Source organism: Chromatiaceae bacterium (genome assembly GCA_016714645.1).
GTDB lineage: Bacteria > Pseudomonadota > Gammaproteobacteria > Chromatiales > Chromatiaceae > M0108.
Genome location: JADKCI010000001.1, coordinates 1265635 through 1286907 on the forward strand (window position 1 = coordinate 1265635; position 21273 = coordinate 1286907).

18 protein-coding genes are annotated in these 21273 nt (G+C 63.5%); 14 read left to right on the top strand and 4 right to left on the bottom strand.

The features are described 5' to 3' along the window. Positions 1-22: 22 nt before the first annotated feature. Complete coding sequence (locus tag IPN92_05885) at positions 23-895, bottom strand: zinc-dependent peptidase (protein MBK8637827.1); 873 nt, start codon at positions 893-895, stop codon at positions 23-25. 288 nt (positions 896-1183) lie between these two features. Continuing rightward, a complete protein-coding gene (locus IPN92_05890; protein ID MBK8637828.1) occupies positions 1184-1375 on the bottom strand; it encodes a hypothetical protein in 192 nt (63 codons plus the stop codon). Between the two features lie 726 nt (positions 1376-2101). On the opposite strand from IPN92_05890, the gene IPN92_05895 reads away from it, so the two are divergent. Next, a complete protein-coding gene (locus tag IPN92_05895; GenBank protein MBK8637829.1) occupies positions 2102-2608 on the top strand; it encodes a hypothetical protein in 507 nt (168 codons plus the stop codon). A 490-nt stretch (positions 2609-3098) separates the two neighbouring features. Then, on the top strand, positions 3099-4262 hold the full coding sequence (locus IPN92_05900; protein ID MBK8637830.1) for an ankyrin repeat domain-containing protein: 1164 nt from the start codon (positions 3099-3101) through the stop codon (positions 4260-4262). Between the two features lie 320 nt (positions 4263-4582). On the opposite strand, the gene IPN92_05905 is transcribed toward IPN92_05900, so the two are convergent. Then, positions 4583-5107: a hypothetical protein gene (locus IPN92_05905; protein ID MBK8637831.1), complete on the bottom strand. Its 525-nt coding sequence runs from the start codon at positions 5105-5107 to the stop codon at positions 4583-4585. A gap of 581 nt (positions 5108-5688) precedes the next feature. On the opposite strand from IPN92_05905, the gene IPN92_05910 reads away from it, so the two are divergent. The 6 genes from IPN92_05910 (at position 5689) to IPN92_05935 (ending at position 11509) form a co-directional block, all read left to right on the top strand. Continuing rightward, positions 5689-5925 (top strand): hypothetical protein, encoded by a 237-nt coding sequence (locus IPN92_05910; GenBank protein ID MBK8637832.1) that lies wholly within the window; start codon positions 5689-5691, stop codon positions 5923-5925. A 381-nt stretch (positions 5926-6306) separates the two neighbouring features. Continuing rightward, positions 6307-6570, top strand: a complete 264-nt coding sequence (locus tag IPN92_05915; GenBank protein MBK8637833.1) for a chaperone NapD — start codon at positions 6307-6309, stop codon at positions 6568-6570. Then, on the top strand, positions 6567-9107 hold the full coding sequence (napA, locus tag IPN92_05920; GenBank protein MBK8637834.1) for a nitrate reductase catalytic subunit NapA: 2541 nt from the start codon (positions 6567-6569) through the stop codon (positions 9105-9107). The genes IPN92_05915 and napA overlap by 4 nt, the downstream gene beginning before the upstream one ends. A gap of 64 nt (positions 9108-9171) precedes the next feature. Beyond that, a complete protein-coding gene (gene napG, locus IPN92_05925) occupies positions 9172-10167 on the top strand; it encodes a ferredoxin-type protein NapG (GenBank protein ID MBK8637835.1) in 996 nt (331 codons plus the stop codon). Further along, positions 10167-11072, top strand: coding sequence for a quinol dehydrogenase ferredoxin subunit NapH (gene napH / locus IPN92_05930; GenBank protein MBK8637836.1), 906 nt, complete (start codon positions 10167-10169; stop codon positions 11070-11072). Before napG ends, napH begins: the two co-directional genes overlap by 1 nt. Next, entirely contained in the window at positions 11069-11509 is a 441-nt protein-coding gene (locus IPN92_05935) for a nitrate reductase cytochrome c-type subunit (protein MBK8637837.1), read from the top strand. Before napH ends, IPN92_05935 begins: the two co-directional genes overlap by 4 nt. Positions 11510-11649: 140 nt before the next feature. Here IPN92_05935 and IPN92_05940 read toward each other — a convergent pair whose 3' ends face one another. Next, on the bottom strand, positions 11650-12084 hold the full coding sequence (locus IPN92_05940; protein ID MBK8637838.1) for a hypothetical protein: 435 nt from the start codon (positions 12082-12084) through the stop codon (positions 11650-11652). Between the two features lie 224 nt (positions 12085-12308). On the opposite strand from IPN92_05940, the gene IPN92_05945 reads away from it, so the two are divergent. From IPN92_05945 to purL, 6 genes are all read left to right on the top strand, one after another. Beyond that, the gene (locus IPN92_05945; GenBank protein MBK8637839.1) at positions 12309-12665 is read left to right on the top strand and encodes a hypothetical protein; all 357 of its coding nucleotides are present in this window, start codon (positions 12309-12311) and stop codon (positions 12663-12665) included. 167 nt (positions 12666-12832) lie between these two features. Next, positions 12833-14014 (top strand): hypothetical protein, encoded by a 1182-nt coding sequence (locus IPN92_05950; GenBank protein MBK8637840.1) that lies wholly within the window; start codon positions 12833-12835, stop codon positions 14012-14014. Then, positions 14011-16008, top strand: coding sequence for a CHASE domain-containing protein (locus IPN92_05955; GenBank protein ID MBK8637841.1), 1998 nt, complete (start codon positions 14011-14013; stop codon positions 16006-16008). The genes IPN92_05950 and IPN92_05955 overlap by 4 nt, the downstream gene beginning before the upstream one ends. Continuing rightward, positions 16005-16433: a response regulator gene (locus tag IPN92_05960; protein ID MBK8637842.1), complete on the top strand. Its 429-nt coding sequence runs from the start codon at positions 16005-16007 to the stop codon at positions 16431-16433. The genes IPN92_05955 and IPN92_05960 overlap by 4 nt, the downstream gene beginning before the upstream one ends. Positions 16434-16444: 11 nt before the next feature. After that, positions 16445-17086 (top strand): histidine phosphatase family protein, encoded by a 642-nt coding sequence (locus IPN92_05965; protein ID MBK8637843.1) that lies wholly within the window; start codon positions 16445-16447, stop codon positions 17084-17086. 134 nt (positions 17087-17220) lie between these two features. Further along, positions 17221-21117 (top strand): phosphoribosylformylglycinamidine synthase, encoded by a 3897-nt coding sequence (gene purL / locus IPN92_05970; GenBank protein ID MBK8637844.1) that lies wholly within the window; start codon positions 17221-17223, stop codon positions 21115-21117. The last annotated feature ends 156 nt before the right edge of the window (positions 21118-21273 follow it).

The following is a 21273-nucleotide window of genomic DNA, read 5'->3' on the forward strand; positions in this document are numbered from 1 at the left end:
AGGTGTGGGATGGTAAAAGTCCTCACCGAGCAGATCGCCCTGGGCCCTGTGTGCCTTGCAGCCGCCACTCGCTGCCGGTATCGATAAGGTCGTCCACATTCCGAGGGATCTCGTCCCACACCACAGGCTCCAGTCGGGCGATCGGGTCCTGGCGGTAGAAGGCGGCGAGTTGGGTATAGACCGCCGGGAACTCCAACCGGAGCGGATGGGGGATCTCGAAGAAGGCCTCGCTGCATACCGCGAAAAACTCCCCCGGGGACTCGGCCCCATAGGGGTCGATGGCGGTCTCCCCATGGCGGTCCACGCGGTGGACGAAGGCCGCATAGGCGGCCCCGAGATCCCGCGCCCAGGTCCCGTCGCTCATCCCGGCATGCAGGGGAGGGTGGCCGTTGGCGGGGCCGCTACGCATATCCAGCTTATGGGCCAGTTCGTGGATGACGACGTTGTAGCCATCCCGCTGCATCCCAGCCTCCACGTCGGCCCAGGATAGGATCACCGGCCCCTGCTCCCAGGCCTCCCCACTTTTGACCACGCTCTCGATCCAGACGACCCCATCGGCATTGATGTGCTCCCGCTCCAGTACGAACTCTTCCGGGTAGACGATGACGGCATACCACCCCTGGTACCAGGACAGGCCGAGGTGCAGGACCGGCAGGCAGGCCTGCAGGGCGATGGCAATTTGATCGTGGGGTTCGAGGCTGGCTCCCTGGACCGCCTCGATGGTCTTGGACCTCAGGAATTGGGCCGCAAGTGCCTGCAGGCCCTGGGCCTCCCCTGCGTCCAGCCCGGCCAAGAGCGGAAGGGCGTCCCAGGCTTGCTTCCATGCCTTCGCGGGGTAATGGGCCAGGGCTCTGGCCGTGGTTCGCTCACGCCAGCGGCGGACCAGTGCCCCGATCACGGCGTCGCCCCTGACTTTGGAGGGCTGGGAAAGGGTAGGAATGGGATTGCGATCACGGTGCCATGCTCACGCAGGGGCCGCCCCATGACAAGGCCGGATGGCCCCGCGGCCAGAGTTCGGCGCGGCGTCCCGCGCCTTCGGTTGGTACAAGCGCCGCGATCCGATCTCGTCCCCACCCAGGTGGCCCTCCTCCCCGATGACCGTGCACCGTCGGACCTGGACTACGAGGTTGTCCAGGTCCACATCAGCGGCCTGCGCCCTTCTCTGTGCGAACGCGGGCAATCCCTATTGGACGTCCGCTTCGTGGTGCTGTTTCATGAACTGACCAGCACCTTGGTTGCGGATGGGTTTGAGCCGTTGGTCTAGGTCGGTGAAGCCGAGATCGGCGAAGAGGGTCGGGGCACGGACGGATACATGGCAGAGGGCGCGGAAATGCAACCTCTTTAGTTCAGGGGATTCCGCTAGACGGGTCAGCATGCCTTCCATCCTGTTTTTCCTCAGCCTCCAGGGTGCAGATTGGGGATCACGAGCGGGCGCCCGCTATACCGGAAACGCCTGTGGTAGGTGGATCGGCCCTAACCCGCACCGGATCGTGTCGGACGCGGTCGGCATCGACCCCAAGTGCGCCTGGCCGATCCTCACCCCCAGGACCCACCAATTCTAAGGGCACTGAGCCCGCCCGTCCTACCATGGACTGCCGCGGCAGTGCGCCCTATGATTCAAAAAAATCGTGAACAAGCGGAGGCTACGTCAACATCCAGAGGTGACCCTGGTTCGGGGGCATGCTGGCAGATATGCAAGGAACTTCAGACAGGATTTCGGACCGCAGAGACCAAGGAGCCCGAGCGGCGAGCGGGACACCGGGGTCACGGTTCACCCAAACGCTGATTTTTTACATCCGCTCATTCTGCTTGGGTAGCTGCCGGTACTTCGAGCAGCGCCGGGGTCGGACCCCCCCCAAGGCTAGGTTATAATGCCGAGTAGGCAAAAAAATGGGGCCAGCGATCGGCCGGTTGCGAAGGGGTTCGCGTAAGACGATCAGACCAATAGGGTATAGTTTCTATGAAAACGCCAAAGGTAAATTGGCCCTGCGATACCAGCACCGAGCCCGAGTCCCCGGCTGGTACGCAAGAGAGCCAACGCGGTCAAACGGGGGTCTTACTTTCGGAGCACGATGTCCTCTGCAGACTTGTTACGGCCTTAGTGCAGAGCAACCGTCGCTGGCAGATGGTGATGTTTCCGATGCTATTCGGCTTCACGTTGTTTGCTGCCTACGCGTTTTACATGGTTTACAATCTCGTGCAGGACATTGACACCATGGCGCGTGCGGTCGATGTCAATTTGGGGTTCATGTCAGAGCGAATGGGTCAGATCTCGCGAAATCTCGACGGGCTCACTGGCAGCGTGCGGGACATCTCAGTGAATCTTGACGACCTCACCGGAACGGTAACGGCTATGAACGTGAAGTTGGAAACCTTGCCTCCGATGCTGAATTCCATCCGGGACGTCGACATACGGATCGGGTCCATGGATCAAACCATGCGCTCGTTAGATGGACGCGTGGGTTCGATGAACGCGACCCTGCAATTCATGAACGGACACATGGCGGCAGTGACGGCGGCGACTCAGCATATCAGTGGCAACGTGTCCGGCCTTAACCAGAACATTGGCCGTCCCATGAATTTTATGAATAGCATCATGCCGTGGTGAAATAATATTGAAATATTCAAATATACTGATATGCTTGTGTTAAAGGCTTCAATTTGGCGAGCACGCCCTGTCAGGCGCGGTCGATAAGGCGCGGTTCTCCCAGGTCGGTGAGGCTTGTCTGCAGTTTGCGCGGCACGCGATCGAGCCGATCGCCATGTCGGGGTTACTTCGCGGCGATGGGGGTGCGAATATTGTGGCTCGTACCCCAACGCCGAGTGCCCTAAGTGGCAGTCGTTGGACGTTAGATGGGCAGTCGCCACTTGGGAGGGAGCGAGGCGAAAATGATAAGGACTAGCCGCTCGCCTCAGGAAGGCGCCATGGGTGACACGGGCTGTCAGCCACTTCTGACCTTGCAGGAAACGGCCAGCTCCACCCCCAACGTTTGGACTACGGTGGGGCCGCTGCAGGTACACGGAGATAGGGCGGATAACTCGTGGCTTCTACCTAAACGAGGAGCTAGGCATACGCAGCGATAAGTGCGAGATCCACAATGAACTATCTAATGTTGCGTTCCCTGCTGCTCGTAATTCTTGCTACGGCCCTTGCTGCCTGTAATTTCGGGCCCCAGGTGACGATATTCGAGGCGGCGATGACAGGAAACCTCGTTGCGATTGATATGGCGCTGCGATCGGGTGTGGATGTGAACGCGGCGGACCCTCAGGGAGAAACGCCGTTACATTATGCGGCTGCCGCGGGACAGGTTAATGCCGTGAATAAATTGGTGCATCGGGGGGCTAAGGTCAATTCTTTGAATCTTTATGGTGACACCCCGCTGCACAAGGCCGCATCCACCTGTGTCTTCGATTCCCTGCGCCAGCTATTGGATGCGGGGGTAGACTACCATGCCCGCAACAAGAGTGGGGAGACGCCACTGCACCAGGCAGCGGCGTGCAGAGACCCTCGCCTCGCCCAGTTACTGGTGGAACGCGGATCCGATCTCAATACCCTTAGCAAGCAGCGTGAGGCCCCGCTGCACAAGGCCGTCAAGAACAACAGCCTTGACGTGGTTCGGATACTGATCGCCGCGGGGGCAACAATCCCGGATACACCACAAACCGACACGCTATTGCATGTTGCGGCGCGGGTCGGGTACACGGACATGACTGGCCTCTTGTTGAGCAATGGTCTGAACCCGAACGTGACCGACGAAAGAAGTAAGACCCCCTTGCATGTCGCGGTGAGTGAAGGCGATGAGGAGATCGCCCTGCTCTTGCTCCGGGCAGGCGCAAGTGTAAATGCCCAAGACCGTCCCGGTAACACCCCGCTTCACGACGCTGCGGCGAGCGGACATATTGGCGCTGTCGAGGTGCTTCTACTGGCGGGCGCCGACATCAATGCGCGCGACGATCGCGGTCGAACGCCCTTGCACGAGGCAGCCCGCAAGGGCCGGCTCGAGGTAGCGGAGTACCTGATTCGCGCTGGGGCAAAGGCGAACCTGATGGATTCGCTTGGGGAAACGCCACTCGACACTGCGCGATCAGCGCGCCAGTGGGAGGTTGCCACCAGTCTGTCCAAAGAAAGTACGGGCTGCGATCCTTCGGGGCTACAGAACTACCAACCAAATCCGGCCACGGATCCTCAGTCCTCCAGAGTGTGGAATCGAGCGGATAATGACGGACTCCCTGCTACCAAGATGCCATCGCTGCGTGCTTGAGTTAGGTGGGCAGTCCCCGGTGGTCATCTTCAAAGGCTTCCGGGTGCGCATGATCCGCCTGAGCCCTTGGGTAACCGCGCCTCTTCAACAGTGTGACTCCCGGGGTTCAGGCGGCGAGTCGCTGAACTGAATCCGCGTGACCCTTCTGTAGCAAACCAGCCAAGTAGATTGGTCACTCCGCCTGCTCGCCAAGTCTTACTGGGAGGCCCCGTCCTCAACTAGATGACCTTCCTCAACTAGATGACCTTATGATATGGGCCCTTCTCGCAGCCCCGGTTATCTTGCGGGGATTGGGGCTCAATCATACGCGTTGGCTGCATTCACCCGTCTGTGGCTCGGCGCGGCGTGGCTTCCTTGATAATTCCTGGCCCAAAACGGTGCTGTTTTTCGTGGGTAAATCCTGGGGGAGGATAGATGAACTCGCAGTTCTCCTCGTTGAACTGAGCCTCGTCTTTCTGTCCGAGACACGCATCGAGTTCGCCGGGACCGCCGTCAAGGGAATCTAACTCAGGTCCGCCCCATAGGACGTCCCGGCCATGACCGCCATAAAGGGAGTCCTTCCCTTTGGCTCCGAAGAGCACATCATCCCCGTCCTCGCCGTAGATCGAGTCGTTGCCAGGGCCGCCATGGACAGTGTCGTTGCCGGGGCCTGCGCACACAATGTCGTCGTCAGCGTCTGCCTGGATAGCGTCGTCGCCCCCAAGCCCTAGGATGACATCGTCATCCTCCGTTCCCCAAAGAACATCGTTTTCCTCCGTCCCGACGCACGTTGCTGGTCTCCCTTGGCAGGTAGGGATTGGTTCCAGGCCCGGGGGTAGATGGGGGCATTGGATGACGAACCCCATCGTCCCCGAGGATCCAGGCGCTCCTTGCGTCGGGATACTGGTGGTTGTCGCGGTGAGAAAGAGCAAAAGACAGGTCAATAGCCTAAGTCTAGAAGCGTACATCAGGTTGGGCCCCTCTAAGGCGCGGTATTACTGGAACGAAGCGGTGGGGTTGTCGCCTCGTCATGTTGTTCTCTAATAGTTCAGCGTAGACCTGGCTCACCAGTTGTCAAACACAACCGCGAGTTTTCGCCTCAGACCGGTGCGGGTGCGCGCAAAGGGTTGCTACCGTAACGCCTCGTTCGCTCATCTGGACCCCTCCGTTGGGTCTGTGCGGGGTCGGTTTTACGGGTCGCCTCCGGGCCAGTTTTGCATGTCGCCTGACAGTCAGCCGCGGGATCCCGCCAAGGTTCTGGTCGCGGCCCGGGGTACGCACCCGGACACCGCGTGGTAAAGGCTAGGGTGATATCGGCCAGGAGTGTCGGTTGCTGATCCTTGTGGGAGTCGCGCGCAAGTAGGGGCTTCGGTCCTGGCCTGATGCCGGGCGCTCCTCCCATTGGTACCGGGCCTGGGCCCGATACCGTCGCAACCTGTATAGGCCCATGACGCACACCCTCCTAATCCTGCTCAAGCTCGCCATTAGGGCCATCATCCTAATGGACTCCCGGCTTAAGGACCTGACCTATCCGTGGCACCGCCCTCTGCCCTTGGTGCGGCCGCTGCTTGCCATGTATCTGCTGGTCCCGCTAGCGGTCCTGGTCCTCACCGGCCGTACCCTGGCGCTGCTGGTGCTGCATAGGGAGGACCCCTACGTCAAGACAGCCCCCTACCCAAAATAAAATATTAAGAATTGGTGGTAGGGGTGGATGCGGCGCGGCAGGCATTTTTTCCAGCCTTGATCTGGGTCAATTTTAGCGGGAGCCTTCAAGGTTAGCCTGCCGCTTAAACCAAGCGGTCACGATTTTAGATCCGTCGCAGGCTATGACTACCACCCAGGCCTTGAGACCAGCCCGCGCCCCGGGTCATCCTGTCGGGGGCGCGTTCGTGTGCGTTGCACCTCCGCCCTGGGACAAACCTGCCTACGTTTGGGTCGGCCAGCGCCCTGAACCTGAAGGTGGCTTCATGCTATTCCCGCCCACCCCATTCGTCAGCCGCGAAGGGATGCCTAACGGTCGTGGCGGCGGTCCCCCTGTCCAGGCCTGGCTAGGGCGGAAGAAGGCATGACCGAATACCACGTCTGTGGCGTCTTGCTGATATGTCGATCCGAGCAGGCCGCAGCGGTCGAGCAGAGGCTTCTTGGCCTGGCGGGGGTGGAGTTGCATGCCAGCGCGGGCGGGCGGCTGGTCGTCACCCTCGAGGGGCCCTTTTATGGCTATTGCGCCGACCTGATGGCCCGGTTGGCTGCCCTCGCGGGGGTCTCCGCGTCTTCTCTCATTTACTACCAAGTCGATAACGAGTCCCCCCAGGAGGAGGTCGTATCATGAATCAGACCCGTCGGACATTTATCAAGACCAATGCCATTGCCGCCACTGCCGCCGCCGCGGGTTTAGCACTGCCGGGCATCCCGGCGACCGCCGCCGAGGAAGACCAGGGTATCCGTTGGGATAAGGCCCCCTGCCGCTTCTGCGGCACCGGCTGTTCAGTGCTGGTCGGGACCAAGGACGGCCGCGTGGTCGCCACTCAGGGTGATCCGGACGCGCCGGTCAATCGGGGTCTGAACTGCATCAAGGGCTACTTCCTGTCCAAGATCATGTATGGCGAGGACCGGCTGACCCAGCCGCTGCTGCGCAAGAAGCATGGCCAGTACGACAAGGAGGGTGATTTCGAGCCCGTCTCCTGGGACGAGGCCTTCGACCTCATGGCCGTCAAATGGAAGGCCGCGATCAAGCAGAGCCTGGAGGAGAACCAGGGCAAGCCGCCGGAGGAGATCACCTCGCGGGTGGGCATGTTTGGTTCGGGTCAGTGGACCGTTTACGAGGGCTATGCCGCCTCCAAGCTCTACAAGGCGGGCTTCCGCTCCAACAACATCGACCCGAATGCGCGCCATTGCATGGCCACCGCCGTGGTGGGTTTCATGCGCGCCTTCGGCGCCGACGAGCCCATGGGCTGCTACGACGATCTCGAGCACGCCGATGCCTTCGTCTTGTGGGGGGCGAACATGGCCGAGAACCACCCCGTCCTCTGGTCGCGCCTGACCGACACCCGTCTGACCAGGCCGGGCTGCGAGGTCCATGTGCTGTCTACCTTCGAGCATCGCAGCTTCGAGCTGGCCGATCATGGCATTATCTTCAAGCCCCAGACCGACCTGGCGATCCTCAACTACATCGCCAACTATCTGGTCACCAACGATAAGGTCAACTGGGACTTCGTCAATGCCCATGTGAACTTCAACAGCACCCCGACCGACATCGGCTATGGCCTGCGCCCGGATCATCCCCTGGAAAAGGCGGCCAAGAATGCCGGCAAGGGCAACCTGACCAAGATCAGTTTCGAGGACTACAAAAAGTCCCTGGAGCCCTATACCGCCGCATATGTTTCAGAGCTGTCTGGAGTCCCGGTCGAGAGCCTGGAACGGCTCGCCAGGCTCTACGCCGATCCCAGCAAGAAGATCACCTCCTACTGGACCATGGGTTTCAACCAGCATGTCCGCGGCGTTTGGGTCAATGGCCTCATGTACAACGTCCACCTGCTGACCGGCAAGATCTCCGAGCCGGGCAATAGCCCCTTCTCGCTGACCGGCCAACCCTCGGCCTGTGGTACTGCGCGCGAGGTCGGTACCTTTGCCCATCGCCTGCCCGCCGACATGTTGGTGGAGAAGAAGGAGCATCGGGATTTCGCCGAGAAGGTCTGGAAGCTGCCCGAGGGCACCCTGCCGGGCAAGATCGGTTATCACGCCGTCTTGCAGAGCCGCATGCTCAAGGACGGTAAGCTGAACTGCTACTGGACCAGCACGACCAACAACATGCAGGCCGGTCCCAACATCAATGAGGAGATGTACCCCGGCTGGCGCAACCCGGCCAACTTCGTGGTGGTCTCGGAGGCCTACCCGACCGTCTCGGCCATGGCCGCCGACCTGATCCTGCCGGTGGCCATGTGGACCGAAAAGGAGGGGGCCTTTGGTAACGCCGAGCGGCGCACCCAGGTGTGGCGCCAGCAGGTCAAGCCCCCAGGCGAGGGGCGCTCCGACCTCTGGCAGTACGTCGAATTCTCCAAGCGCTTCAAAACGGATGAGGTCTGGCCCGAAGACTTGCTGGCGAAAAACCCCGATTATCGCGGCAAGACCCTGTTCGAGGTGCTTTACGCCAATGGCGCGGTCAACAAGTTCGCCAAGCAGCCCGTGACCGATGACCGGGGCAACCTCTACCCCAATGACGAGATGGATGCCTTTGGCTTCTACCTGCAAAAAGGCCTGTTCGAGGAGTATCGGATCTTCGGCCTGGAGGGTCCAAAAAAGGGCCATGAATTGGCGGAGTTCGACCTTTACCACAAGGTGCGGGGTCTGCGCTGGCCGGTGGTGGACGGCAAGGAGACTCTGTGGCGCTATCGCGAAGGCTATGACCCCTTCGTTCCCAAGGGCGCCAAAGTCGCCTTCTACGGCAACCCGGATGGCAGGGCCAACATCATCACCGCGCCCTACGAGCCGCCGGCGGAGGCCCCGGACCAGGAATTTGACATGTGGATGTCCACCGGGCGGGTGCTGGAGCACTGGCACTCCGGATCCATGACGCGGCGCGTCCCCGAGCTCTACCGCGCCGTGCCGGATGCCCAGGTGTTCATGCACCCCAAGGATGCCGAGAAGCGCGGCCTCAAGCGCGGCGACGCGGCCAAGATCGCCAGCCGCCGTGGCGAGATCATCTGTCGGGTGGAGACAAAAGGCCGCAATAAAATGCCCGAGGGCATGGTCTTCGTGCCCTTCTTCGATGCCAGCCGCCTGGTCAACAAACTGGTGCTGGATGCCACCGATCCCCTCTCGAAGGAAACGGACTTCAAGAAGGTGGCCGTCAAGGTCATGCCGGCCTGATAGGGGCGCCGGGGCTGGCCGCCCTAGCGGGTGGTCGCGGCTTGAGCAGGGGAGATGAGGGGCCATGTCTGGTCATGAGAAGGGCGCCAAGGGTTTCGACGCGGGGCGGCGGCGCTGGCTGACGGACACCCTGCGGACGGCGGTGGGCGTCGGTCTGGTGGCGGTTACGATGGGCGTCTATCAGCGCCAGGCTCGGGCCCTGCCGGCGACCGCCATCCGGCCACCGGGGGCCTCGGACGACGAGACCCGGTTTCAGGGTGCCTGCATCCGCTGCGGTCTCTGCGTGCGCGATTGTCCCTATGACACCCTGAAACTGGCCCGGCTGGGGGACGAGGTCGCCCTGGGTACGCCCTTCTTCGAGGCCCGGGCTATCCCTTGCGAGATGTGCGATGACCTCCCCTGTGTCAAGGCCTGTCCCACCGGGGCCCTGGACCCGAGCCTGACCCGGATCGAGGCGGCGCGCATGGGGCTCGCCGTCCTCATCGATCAGGAGGCCTGCATTGCCTTTCAAGGTCTGCGCTGCGAGGTCTGTTTCAATAGCTGTCCGCTGCGTGGCAAGGCCATCACCCTCGACATGCGGCATAACCCCCGCAGCGGTAAGCATGCCTTCTTCATCCCGGTGGTGCATTCGCGGGATTGTACGGGCTGCGGCAAGTGCGAAAAGGCCTGCATTCTCGATGAGGCGGCCATCAAGGTGTTGCCGATCGCCCTGGCCAAGGGGATGCTCGGTAAGCACTATCGTCTGGGTTGGGAGCAAAAGGCCCAGGCCGGGGAATCCCTGGTGACCCCGGATCTCCCCCACCAGTACCACTTGCCCGAGGGCTCGCGTTACGAGCACGGCGGCCGAGGGCTCATCCCGGGCCAGCCGGACCTGCCGGCACCATCCCTGGGGCTCCCACCCGCGCCCGGCGGGCCACCAGCTGCCTTGGCCCCTAACCCGGCATTCTCCCCACCCCAGCCGCTGGCGCCATCTGGACCCGCCGCCCCGCTAGCACCCTCCGCGGCCTCGCCCTTTCCCGGCAATCCGCTGGAGACGCTCAACCGCAAGGGAGGTCTCTGATGCAAGCCGGCGGTCGTCCTGGCGCCGAGGCGCGCCGGCTCAAGGGCTGGTTTGGTGCTCACCGCTATCTGGTGCTGCGGCGCTTGAGCCAGGCGCTGGTCCTGGCGCTCTTTCTGGCTGGTCCCTGGTTCGGCGCCTGGATCGTCACGGGTAACCTGGCCTCCAGTCTGACTCTGGATCTGCTGCCCCTGACCGATCCCCTGCTCCTGTTGCAGCTGTTCGCGACAGGCCATGTCCCCGAGCTGACGGCCCTGATTGGCGGCCTGATTGTGCTGGTCTTTTATTGGCTGGTCGGCGGTCGCGCCTATTGCAGTTGGGTCTGTCCCATCAACCCGGTCACGGATGCCGCCGAGTGGCTGAGGTGTAGATTCAACATCAAGGCCGGAGCGCATTTTACCGATCAGACCCGCTACTGGCTCCTGGGCGCCATCCTGCTGGTGACGGCGGCCAGCGGCGCCCTGGCCTGGGAACTGGTGAATCCGGTGGCCATGGTCTATCGCGGCCTGGTCTTTGGCATGGGCCTGGCCTGGGGTGTCCTGGCGGCGGTGTTCCTGCTGGATCTCTTCGTCGGTCGCCGGGCCTGGTGTGGCCATCTCTGTCCGATCGGCGCCTTCTATGGCCTGGTCGGGACGGCGGCCGTGCTGAGGGTGGCCGCGGTCCGGCGCGAGCGCTGCGACGATTGCATGGACTGTTTCGCGGTGTGCCCCGAGCACTGGGTCATCCGGCCGGCGCTGAAGGGGGCCGACAAGGGGCTGGGACCCCTGATCCTGTCCGGCCACTGTACTAATTGTGGACGGTGCATCGATGTCTGCGGTCGCGACGTCTTCGCCTTCACCACGCGTTTTGCCAATAACCCTCGCCCGGCCCTAGGCGGCGAAAACCACAAAAGAGAGGTGTCGTCATGAAGCCATCCTTAACCCTTCTGGCCCTTCTGGTAACCGGTCAGGCGGGGCTGGCGGGGCAAGTCCTCGCCGGTGTCGTGTCCTTGCGCGGCGACCTGCCGATTCCGGTGACAGAGCCGGCGCCAGAGCCCTATAAGTATATCAATAACAAGGAAAATATCCCGCGTAACTTTGAGCAGCAGCCGCCCCTGGTCCCGCATACCAACGAGAAGTACGCCATAAATCTCAAGGAGAACGGCTGCCTGGAGTGTCACATGAAGGGCCCGGAGGAAGACGAGGCCAAGTCGGTGGAGATGAGCGAGTCCCACTTCACTGACCGCAACGGAAGCAAGCTGGTACGGCCGGCGGGCAGCCGCTATTTCTGCAACCAATGTCATGTACCCCAGGCTGATGCCAAGGCACTGGTTGAAAATAGATTTCAGCCGGCGACCTTGAAATGACACCGGGCCTTGGGGGCGGCGCGGGGACCCGTTGCCGCAGGGGGACGGGTCCAGGGCCCTAACTCGGATGGTGCTGGCGGAGGTCTCCGCCCCGCCGCTCATGGGGACTGATAAAGGCCCGCTCGCGCAGGTGCGGGTCTTCATAGATCGGCGAGCAAGTCGTTGATCCGGGCCCCCATCCGGCGCTGGTGCTGGAGGGCGTCGTCATAGGGGGCAAGCAGGCTGTGGCTGTCCTTGCCAGGGACCCTGGTGGCTTGGCTGGCCTGCGCCCGGTGGAGAATTTCGAGTTGCCCCAGGGTCTCGTCAAAGGCTTGGTGGAAGTCTTTGAGGGCCTGGCAGAGTTCTTCTCCCCTACGGATGGCGAGGTCGTCGGGGGCCAAGCGTCCCATCTCTTCCCGCACTTCTCCCAGGCGCTGGAACAGCTGCTGGAACCGGGCATCCACCTGCTGTCGTGCGCCAGACCGGACCAGAAACAGCAGGCGGCGCACGGAAAGACCCGTGAGATCCTGGTGCAGTCGCTGATACTCGGCCCGCAAGGAGGCCGTTTCATGAAGGAGTTTGATCAGATTGGACATAGGGACACCACTAGGGATCAAATGATTTTCCGGTCCGGGGTCCCCATTGTCAGGGGGGAGCACCATAAAATCCTAATTTTGAAAAGAGGCTGGACTATGGGCGCGCGGGTACTAAAATGTCCCGCGAAACGACCCGATTGATCCCGGAGCTGGCTAGTACCGGTCACGCCGCCTCGGTCCAACACCCATCCCTAACCAGGACACCATCCCCAGGAGTAACGGCTATGTTATCGAAGCGCACCAACCTGGCGGTGATCCTGGCGGTCATAGCGATTTCCGGCTGTGGCGGCTCCCTGGTGGCCCCGGATTCTCTCGTCGAGGATTCTGGCGACGATGCCTTCGTGGATCGCCTTGTCAAAGCCTGCGGTAAATTGGACATTGGCAGGCAGCCTCTGAATTACCTGGTGCAAGTGGAAAGTGGCGACGCGAATATCTACTTTATTGACCAAACTTCCAAGCTTTACTTTGGACGCATCGACCGTCACGGCTACGCCTCGAATATAAATACTTTCCTTCCCGGTGATAACCAGCCCGTATTGAATTGCATCTTTGCCCAACTGGATCAGGTGCTGGGGCGATAATCTGGCCTAGGGATGATGCAGTCAGGCCCTCCCTTCCTTCCCCTGGGCGGCCACCCACCGTGCAAAGCGGTGTCTAGCCTCCGCGGACAATGCTGTTTTTCGGGATCCCGAATTTTGTCTAGGTTGCTGGTGTCACCCGGTGGCGTCGGTGGGGGGTGAGCCTCATTATGGCAAGTAAGGCCTTATTGGTAGAGACGGCGACGGGAGAGCGGTTGCCCTTCCTGCGCGGCATCCTGGTGCAGTCGCTGGTGGATGTTGGCATCTCCTTTACTCAAGCCTACGCCATTGCCAATCGCCTTCGTAATCAGTTGGATGGCGATACCGAGGTCATGTCCACGAATGAATTGCGGCGTCTGGTGGGCGAGGAGTTGGAACGTCGCTTCGGCGCCCAGATCCGCGGCGACTATGATGCCGGTGGTGGGGTTTCCCGGGTCGTGGTGCGCCGCCAGGAGGGGTCCGAGCCCTTTTCCACCGGCGTCCTGGCGCGCCATCTGGAGGGTTGTGGTATCCGTTCCGACGTGGCTGCCCGGGGGGCCGCCCTGGTCCACGCCAGCCTGCGCGAGCAGGGCGTGAATCAGGTGGGGCGCAAGGAACTGCGTCAGGTGGTCTATGCCACCCTCAAGTCCGGGGGCTTTCAGGATGCGGGCAACCGCTTCCTCTCGCGCTGCCATTTCAATGATAGCGGCGAGCCCCTCATCATCCTGCTGGGCGGCGCCACCGGGACTGGCAAGAGCACCCTGGCCACCCGCCTGGCCTACCTGCTGGATATCGTCCGTACCCAGTCCACGGACATGATGCGCGAGATCATCCGCTGTTACCTGGTGCCCCATGTGGCGCCCACCCTGGGCTATTCCAGTTTTGACGCCTGGCGGGGCCTGCCCCAGGTGAAAGGGTCGGCGGCCTCCGCCCAGGACCCGGTCATAGCGGGATTTCTGGCCCAGTTCGGCACGGTCCGCGTGGCCCTGGAGGCGACCATTGCCCGCGCCGTCAAGGAGCGGACCGACCTCATCGTCGATGGCGTGCATGTGATGCCGACCTATCTGGACCTGGCCGAGGTGCGGACCAAGTCCGTGCTGGTGCCTCTGATGCTGGCGGTGACGACGCGCAAGCGGTTGGACGAGCAGTTCAAACGCCGTAGCCGCGAGGCCCCGGATCGCGACTCCGATCGTCATCGCGAGATGCTGTCCGAGATCTGGACCCTGCAAACCTTCATGGTCGATCAGGCCCAGAAGGCGGACATTCCGGTCCTGGTGAACTGGGACATGAACGAGACGGTGGGCCAGGTCATGGACGAGGTCATGCGCCGTATCGGCGAGCGCTTCCCCCCCGATCCCGAGGCCCTGGCATGAGGTGGCCCCAGGCCAAGGTGGGGGAGTGGCTGGCCGAGGCGGCGGCCTTCTGGCGCAGCTATGGCCCCATCTTCGTGGTGGCCCTACTGGGTGCCCTGGGGACCTGGCTGGTCTCGGCGCGGATCGCGGACCTGGAAAATCAGCGGCACTTCGCCGCCTTCTCCGAGGCCGCCCGGGACCGCTTGCTAGTGATCCAGCGGGAATTGGACTACTCCCTGGGTCTGGTGCAGGATTTGGGCAGCTTCTTCGATGCCGCCTCCATGGTCACCCGGCGGCAGTTCCGCGAGTTCGTCGGTCCGACCCTCAAACGCAACCGCATCATTCAGTCGCTGCAATGGGCGCCCAGGGTGACCGGTGATCAGCGCCGTGATTTCGTCGCCAAGGTCCGCCCTCGCATACCACGCTTTCAGGTCCAGGATCAGGCCGCCAGCGGCGAGAGCCAGCCAGCGCCGGAGCGGCCCGTCCATTTCCCCATTCTCTACGTTCAGCCCTACCCGGAAAACACCTCCCTGCTGGGCATGGACCTGGCGGGCATTCCCCGGGTGATGGAACTCCTGTCGAAGGCGGCGGAACTCCGGACTCTGCTGGTGGGCGAGCCCGAAACCCGGCAGGGCCAGGACGGGGAAAGCCTCTTCTCCATTTATCGTCCCGTCTTTACCCGGGTCGAGGAAGGCGAGGGGCTGGAGATGCCAAATGATGTCGATGCCGAGCCGGTAGGCATCGAGGATCAGGAGGTGCGCGGCTTTGCCATCGGCGTCTTCCGGTTTGGCGAACTCATCGATGAGGCCATGGCCAGCCTGGGCCCCAGTGGCGTGGATATCGCCTTCTGGTCTCGGGACGACACCCAGAAGCAACACCTTTTCTATGTCCATCGCTCCCGCCTCCGGGACGAGGCCAACGGGCGGACGGACTCGATCGCCACTTCTTATCAAGGCCAGGTGCAGGCCGGGGATCTGACTTGGACCCTGGTCTGTACCCCGGTGCCCGGCGCCTTCCAGACCAAGGGGTGGGGGGTCTGGCTGATTCCGCTCATGGGACTGGTCTTCACCCTGCTGACCTGTGTTTATCTGCTGGCCCTCACCGGGCGCGACCGCCAGGTGCGGCGGCTGGTGGCGGAGCGCACCCTGGAGTTATCCCGCGCCAACGAGGCCCTTAACGTCGAAATCGCCGAGCGCTGCCGGGCGGAGCAGGCCATGCAGTGCCTCAACATGACTCTCGAACACCGGGTGGAGCGGCGTACCTTCGAGTCCGAGCGGCGGGCGCGGGACCTGGAGCAGTTCGCCTATGTCGCCTCCCATGATCTCAAGGCCCCCCTGCGCGGCATCGCCAACCTGTCGGAATGGCTCAAGGAGGATCTCCAGGACCGGCTGACCCCCGAGACCCAGGAGCAGCTCGATCTGCTGCGCGACCGGGTGGCGCGCATGAATGCCCTCATCGAGGGCCTCCTGGAATATTCCCGGATCGGCCGGGTGGCTGGGAGCCTGGAAGAAGTGGACGTGGGGCCCCTGGTGGCGGAGGTCGTGGATACCCTGGCTCCCCCCAGCCATTTCAAAGTCAAGATTGCCCTGGGGCTGCCGGTCCTTCACACCGATCGGCTGCATCTGTCCCAGGTCTTCGCCAATTTGATCGCCAACGCCATTCGTCACCATGACCGTGATCGTGGCTGGGTCAGGGTTTCGGGCCAGGATCTGGGGGACTTGTGGCTCTTTGCCATCGAGGATGATGGCCCGGGCATACCCCCGGAGTTCCAGGACAAGGTGTTTCTCATGTTCCAGACCCTGAGCGTCAAGGATTACGGCGTCAACACCGGCATTGGCCTGGCCCTGGTCAAGAAGCTGGTGGAGGAGCATGGGGGTGCCATCCGCCTGGAGGATCTGGCGGATAGGAAGGGCAAGCGGCGCGGCTGCCGCTTCGTGTTCACCTGGGCCAAGCGGGAACAGGCGCTTGACCCCGGTGGAGACGACGTACAAACCAACCGAGACCTACCGAGATGAGCAAACCTGGCAGCGGCATTCTGCTCGTGGAGGATGATCGCGTCGACGTCATGACGGTGCAGCGCGCCCTCAAGCGGCACGCCATCCCCATTCCCCTGTACGTGGCCCGCACCGCCACCGAGGCCTTGGAGCTGTTGCGGGGCAAGGGCCGGGCACGGATCGATCCGCCGGGCCTGATCCTCCTCGACCTTAATCTGCCGCGCATGAGCGGCATCGAGTTTCTCCAGGCGCTCCGGGCGGACCCTGAACTGCGGGACCTGAGGGTCATCGTGCTGACCTCATCCAACGAGCCCAATGACCGGGCCGCCGCCTTTCGCTACGAGGTCGAGGACTATATCGTCAAGCCCCATTCCTTCGAGGAGTTCGCGACCGCTATCCACGCGGTGCTCGACGACCTCTTCGGGCCCTTGGGCGGCGGAGGCTAGCGGGAGCCCTCATGCGTCTGATTCTGGTTCGCCATTTTCGCACCCAGAGCAATGAGGCCCGGCGCATCATGGGCTGGGGCGATGCCCCGCGGGCCAGCGACTGGGAGAGCGATCTGCTCGACGTGGACCATTGTCTGACGACCCGGAAGCTGGTATTTGATGCCATCCATTCCAGCGATCTGGGCCGTGCCCGCAATACAGCCCTCTACTACGCCCGCAGCCGGGGCCGTGACGCGGTGGAGAGTCATGTCGCCTTCAACGAGATCAACTACGGCGAGCTCTTTGGCCTTGATAAGGATGAGGTGATTCAGGCCTACCCCAAGTTCAAACAGGACCCGGATTACGTCTTTCCCGGCGGCGAGAGCTTCCGCCAGATGCAGACCCGCTGCCTGGCTAGACTCCTGGATATGGCCGCGGATCACCCGACCCAGACCCTGCTTCTGGTCGCCCACGCCGGCGTCATCCGCGCCCTCGTCTGTCACCTCCTGGGCCTCGACCTGGCCAGCAACCTACGCCGTAAGATATCTCACCGCTATATCGGCGACTTCCATTTCGAAGGCAGGCGCTGTACCTGCTACGACGAACTGGGGCAGCCCTCCGGTTTCGCGCGGGACGGCATCATCGCCCTGCCTTGGACTGACCCCGCCTCCTAGTTCTGGCCCGCGTCCGGCCCCTGTTGGGTCGAGTTCGGGTGGCGCCGGGTCACAGGGGCCTTTGACCATCCTTGCCCTCGGTCCTTGGGGTATCATGCCCGACATCCAGACCCCTCCGCCGGAGCCCATTGCCCATGCTTGTCCTACGCGGCGCCCCCGCCCTTTCCGATTTCCGCCTGCGTAAGCTCGAAAGGCGCCTGGCGGCCGAGATGGGCGGAAACCTGAGCCTATACGCTGAATTCCGCCATTTCGTCGAGCTGGAGCAGACCCTGGACGAGGGGGAGCAAGCGGTCCTGGACCGCCTTTTGCGCTACGGGCCCAAGCTGACCGGGCGCGAGCCCAGCGGTGAACTCCTGCTGGTGGTCCCCAGGCCGGGGACCCTCTCGCCCTGGTCTTCCAAGGCTACGGACATCGCCCACAATTGCGGCCTGAACAAGATTCGGCGGATTGAGCGTGGCACGGCCTACTGGTTGGCGACCACCGAGGGATCTCTGACCCCCGAGCAGCAAGGGGCGGCCGAGGCGGCCCTCCACGACCGTATGACCCAACAAGTCCTGTTCGACGAAGAGGACGCCGCTTGCCTCTTTCTCCAGGCCGAGCCGCGGCCCTGTCTGAGGGTGGACCTGCTGGCGGGTGGCCGTGCCGCCCTGGAACGAGCCAATGGTGACCTGGGCCTGGCCCTGTCGGACGACGAGATCGACTACCTGGTGGAGAGCTTCGTCGCCCTGAACCGCAATCCCACCGACGTGGAATTGATGATGTTCGCCCAGGCGAATTCGGAGCATTGCCGCCACAAGATCTTCAATGCGAGCTGGGTCATCGACGGCCAGCCCCAGCGCCATTCCCTCTTTGGCATGATCCGCCACACCACCGAGCAGTCGCCCGACCAGGTGCTTTCGGCCTACCGTGACAATGCCGCCGTCATCCAGGGCGGGGAGGGTCGGCGCTTCATGCCCGACCCCGAGAACGGCATCTACGGCGAGCATGACGAGGAGATCCACATCCTCATGAAGGTCGAGACCCACAACCACCCCACGGCCATCGCCCCGGAACCGGGCGCGGCCACCGGCTCGGGGGGCGAGATCCGCGACGAAGGCGCCACCGGCCGCGGATCCAAGCCCAAGGCGGGGCTCTGTGGCTTCTCGGTCTCCAATCTGCGCCTCCCCGGTCTGGAACGGCCCTGGGAGCAGGATCACGGCCGTCCGGGGCGCATCGTCTCAGCCCTGGACATCATGCTCGAAGGCCCAATCGGCGCGGCGGCCTTCAATAATGAATATGGCCGGCCCAACCTTTGTGGCTATTTCCGCACCTATGAGCAGGTGGTACCGGGGCCCAGTGGTAGCGAGCTGCGAGGCTATCACAAGCCCATCATGCTCGCCGGTGGCCTGGGCAACATTCGCCCCGAGCACGTCCATAAGCACCCCTTCCCGGTGGGTTCGCCCCTGGTAGTGCTGGGCGGTCCGGCCATGCTCATCGGCCTGGGCGGCGGCGCGGCCTCCAGCATGGCCTCGGGGGCCTCGGCGGAGGACCTGGATTTCGCCTCGGTGCAGCGCGCCAACCCGGAGATGCAGCGCCGTTGCCAGGAGGTCATCGACCGCTGCTGCGCCCGGGGCGAGGACAGTCCCATCCTCTTCATTCATGACGTTGGCGCCGGTGGCCTCTCCAACGCCTTGCCGGAGCTGGTCCACGATGCCGGTCGCGGCGGGCGATTCGAGGTGCGGGCGGTGCCCAACGACGACCCCGGCATGTCGCCCATGGAGATCTGGTGCAACGAGTCCCAGGAGCGCTATGTGCTGGCCATCGCCGCCGAGCGGCTGGAAGAGTTCAAGGGCCTCTGCGAGCGCGAGCGCTGTCCCTACGCCGTGGTGGGCGAGACGACGGCGGAGGAGCATCTGCTCTTGGGCGACGCCCACTTCGCCAATACCCCCATCGACATGCCCATGCCCATGATCTTCGGCAAGGCACCGCGCCTGTTGCGGGATGTCCATCATCACTCCTTCCACAAGCCGGCCCTGGATCTGGCCGGGCTGGACCTCAAGGAGGCAGCCCTACGGCTGCTGCGTCTGCCAACGGTGGCGGACAAGACCTTTTTGATCACCATCGGCGACCGCAGCATCACCGGCTTGGTGGCGCGGGACCAGATGGTGGGTCCCTGGCAGGTGCCGGTGGCGGACGTGGCGGTGACCACCCGCGACGGCTTTGGCTACGGCGGCGAGGCCATGGCCATCGGCGAGCGCGCCCCTCTGGCCCTGATCGACGCCGCCGCCTCCGGGCGCATGGCGGTGGGCGAGGCCATTACCAACCTGGTGGCGGCGGATATCGCCACTATCGGCGACATCAAGCTCTCCGCTAATTGGATGGCCGCGGCGGGTCATCCCGGCGAGGACGCCCGGCTCTTCGAGACGGTCAAGGCGGTGGGCCTGGAGTTCTGCCCGGCCCTGGGGATCGCCATCCCGGTGGGCAAGGATTCCATGAGTATGAAGACGGTCTGGGCGGTGGACGGCGAGCGGCGCGCCATGACGGCGCCCCTGTCGCTGATCGTCTCCGCCTTCGCCCCCGTCACCGATGCCCGCCGCACCCTGACGCCCCAGTTACGCATCGATCTCGGCGATACGGATTTGATCCTCATCGACCTGGGGGCGGGCCGCAACCGCCTGGGGGGTTCCTGTCTGGCCCAGGTTTATGGGCAGGTCGGGAACCAGGGGCCGGACCTGGAACATCCGGAGTCGCTCAAGCGCTTCTTCGCCGCCATCCGCGAACTGGCGGGGGAGGGCCTGGCCCTGGCCTACCACGACCGCTCCGACGGCGGTCTCTTCGTTACCCTATGCGAGATGGCTTTCGCCGGGCGGTGCGGGCTCGAGATCGATCTGGACGCCCTGGGCGACGAGCCCGGCGCCGCCCTCTTCAGCGAGGAACTGGGCGCCGTCATCCAGGTCCGGCACACGGACACGGACGATGTCCTCAAACTGCTGCATGATCATGGCCTGGGGGCTCTCGCCTTCGTGATCGGCAGTCCCGGGGTCGCCGGGGAGGGGACCATCCGCTTCCTGCGCCACGGGGTTGCCGTCCTGGCGGGGACGCGAAAGGAGTTCCAGCGCGTCTGGTCCGAAACGACCCTGGCGATGCAATCCCTGCGCGATAACCCGGATTGCGCCGCCGAGGAACATGACCGCATCGGCGACCGGGGCGACCCCGGTCTGCACGTCGAACTGAGCTTCGACCCCGAGGAGGATATCGCCGCCCCCTTCATTCTGCGCGGGGCCCGGCCGCGGCTGGCGGTGCTGCGGGAACAGGGCGTCAACGGTCAGGTCGAGATGGCGACCGCCTTCCATCAAGCTGGCTTTGCCTGCGTCGATGTCCATATGTCGGACATCATGGCCGGGCGGGCGGAACTGACTGGCTTTCAGGGCCTGGTGGCCTGTGGCGGTTTTTCCTATGGCGATGTCTTGGGCGCCGGCGAGGGCTGGGCCAAGTCCATCCTCTTCAATCCTCCGGTCCGTGACCAGTTCCAGGCCTGGTTCGCGCGCCCCGATACCTTTACCCTAGGGGTCTGCAACGGCTGTCAGATGCTGTCGAACCTGCGGGAACTCATCCCGGGAGCCGAGCATTGGCCGCACTTCGTGCGTAATCGCTCCGAGCAATTCGAGGCCCGTACCCTGATGGTGGAGGTGTTGGAGACGCCCTCCATCCTGCTGGCCGGCATGGCTGGTTCGCGGCTGCCCATCGCCGTGGCTCACGGCGAGGGTAGGGCCGAGTTCCGCGATGGCGATCACCTACGGTCCGCCGGCAGCCGGGTGGTGGTACGTTATGTGGAAAACGCCGGTGGCATCGCGGAGCGCTATCCGGCCAACCCCAACGGCTCGCCCCTGGGTATCGCCGGCCTGACCAACCGGGAGGGCCGGGTCACCATCATGATGCCCCATCCGGAACGGGTCTTTCGTACCGTCCAGCATAGCTGGCATCCCGATGGCTGGGGCGAGGATGGGCCCTGGATGCGGCTGTTCCGCAATGCCCGGGCCTGGGTTGGGTGAGGGAGGGGCTGTCTCTATACCCAACACCCCTGAGTTTTCGGTTTCCCGGGCCGGGGGGTGTCTGGCTGGGGACGCCGTGAATACCTCCCGGTAGGCCTGACGACGGCATCCCTGCTGTCGACACCCCCGCCAGCCCCCGCCAGCCCCCACCCGGCC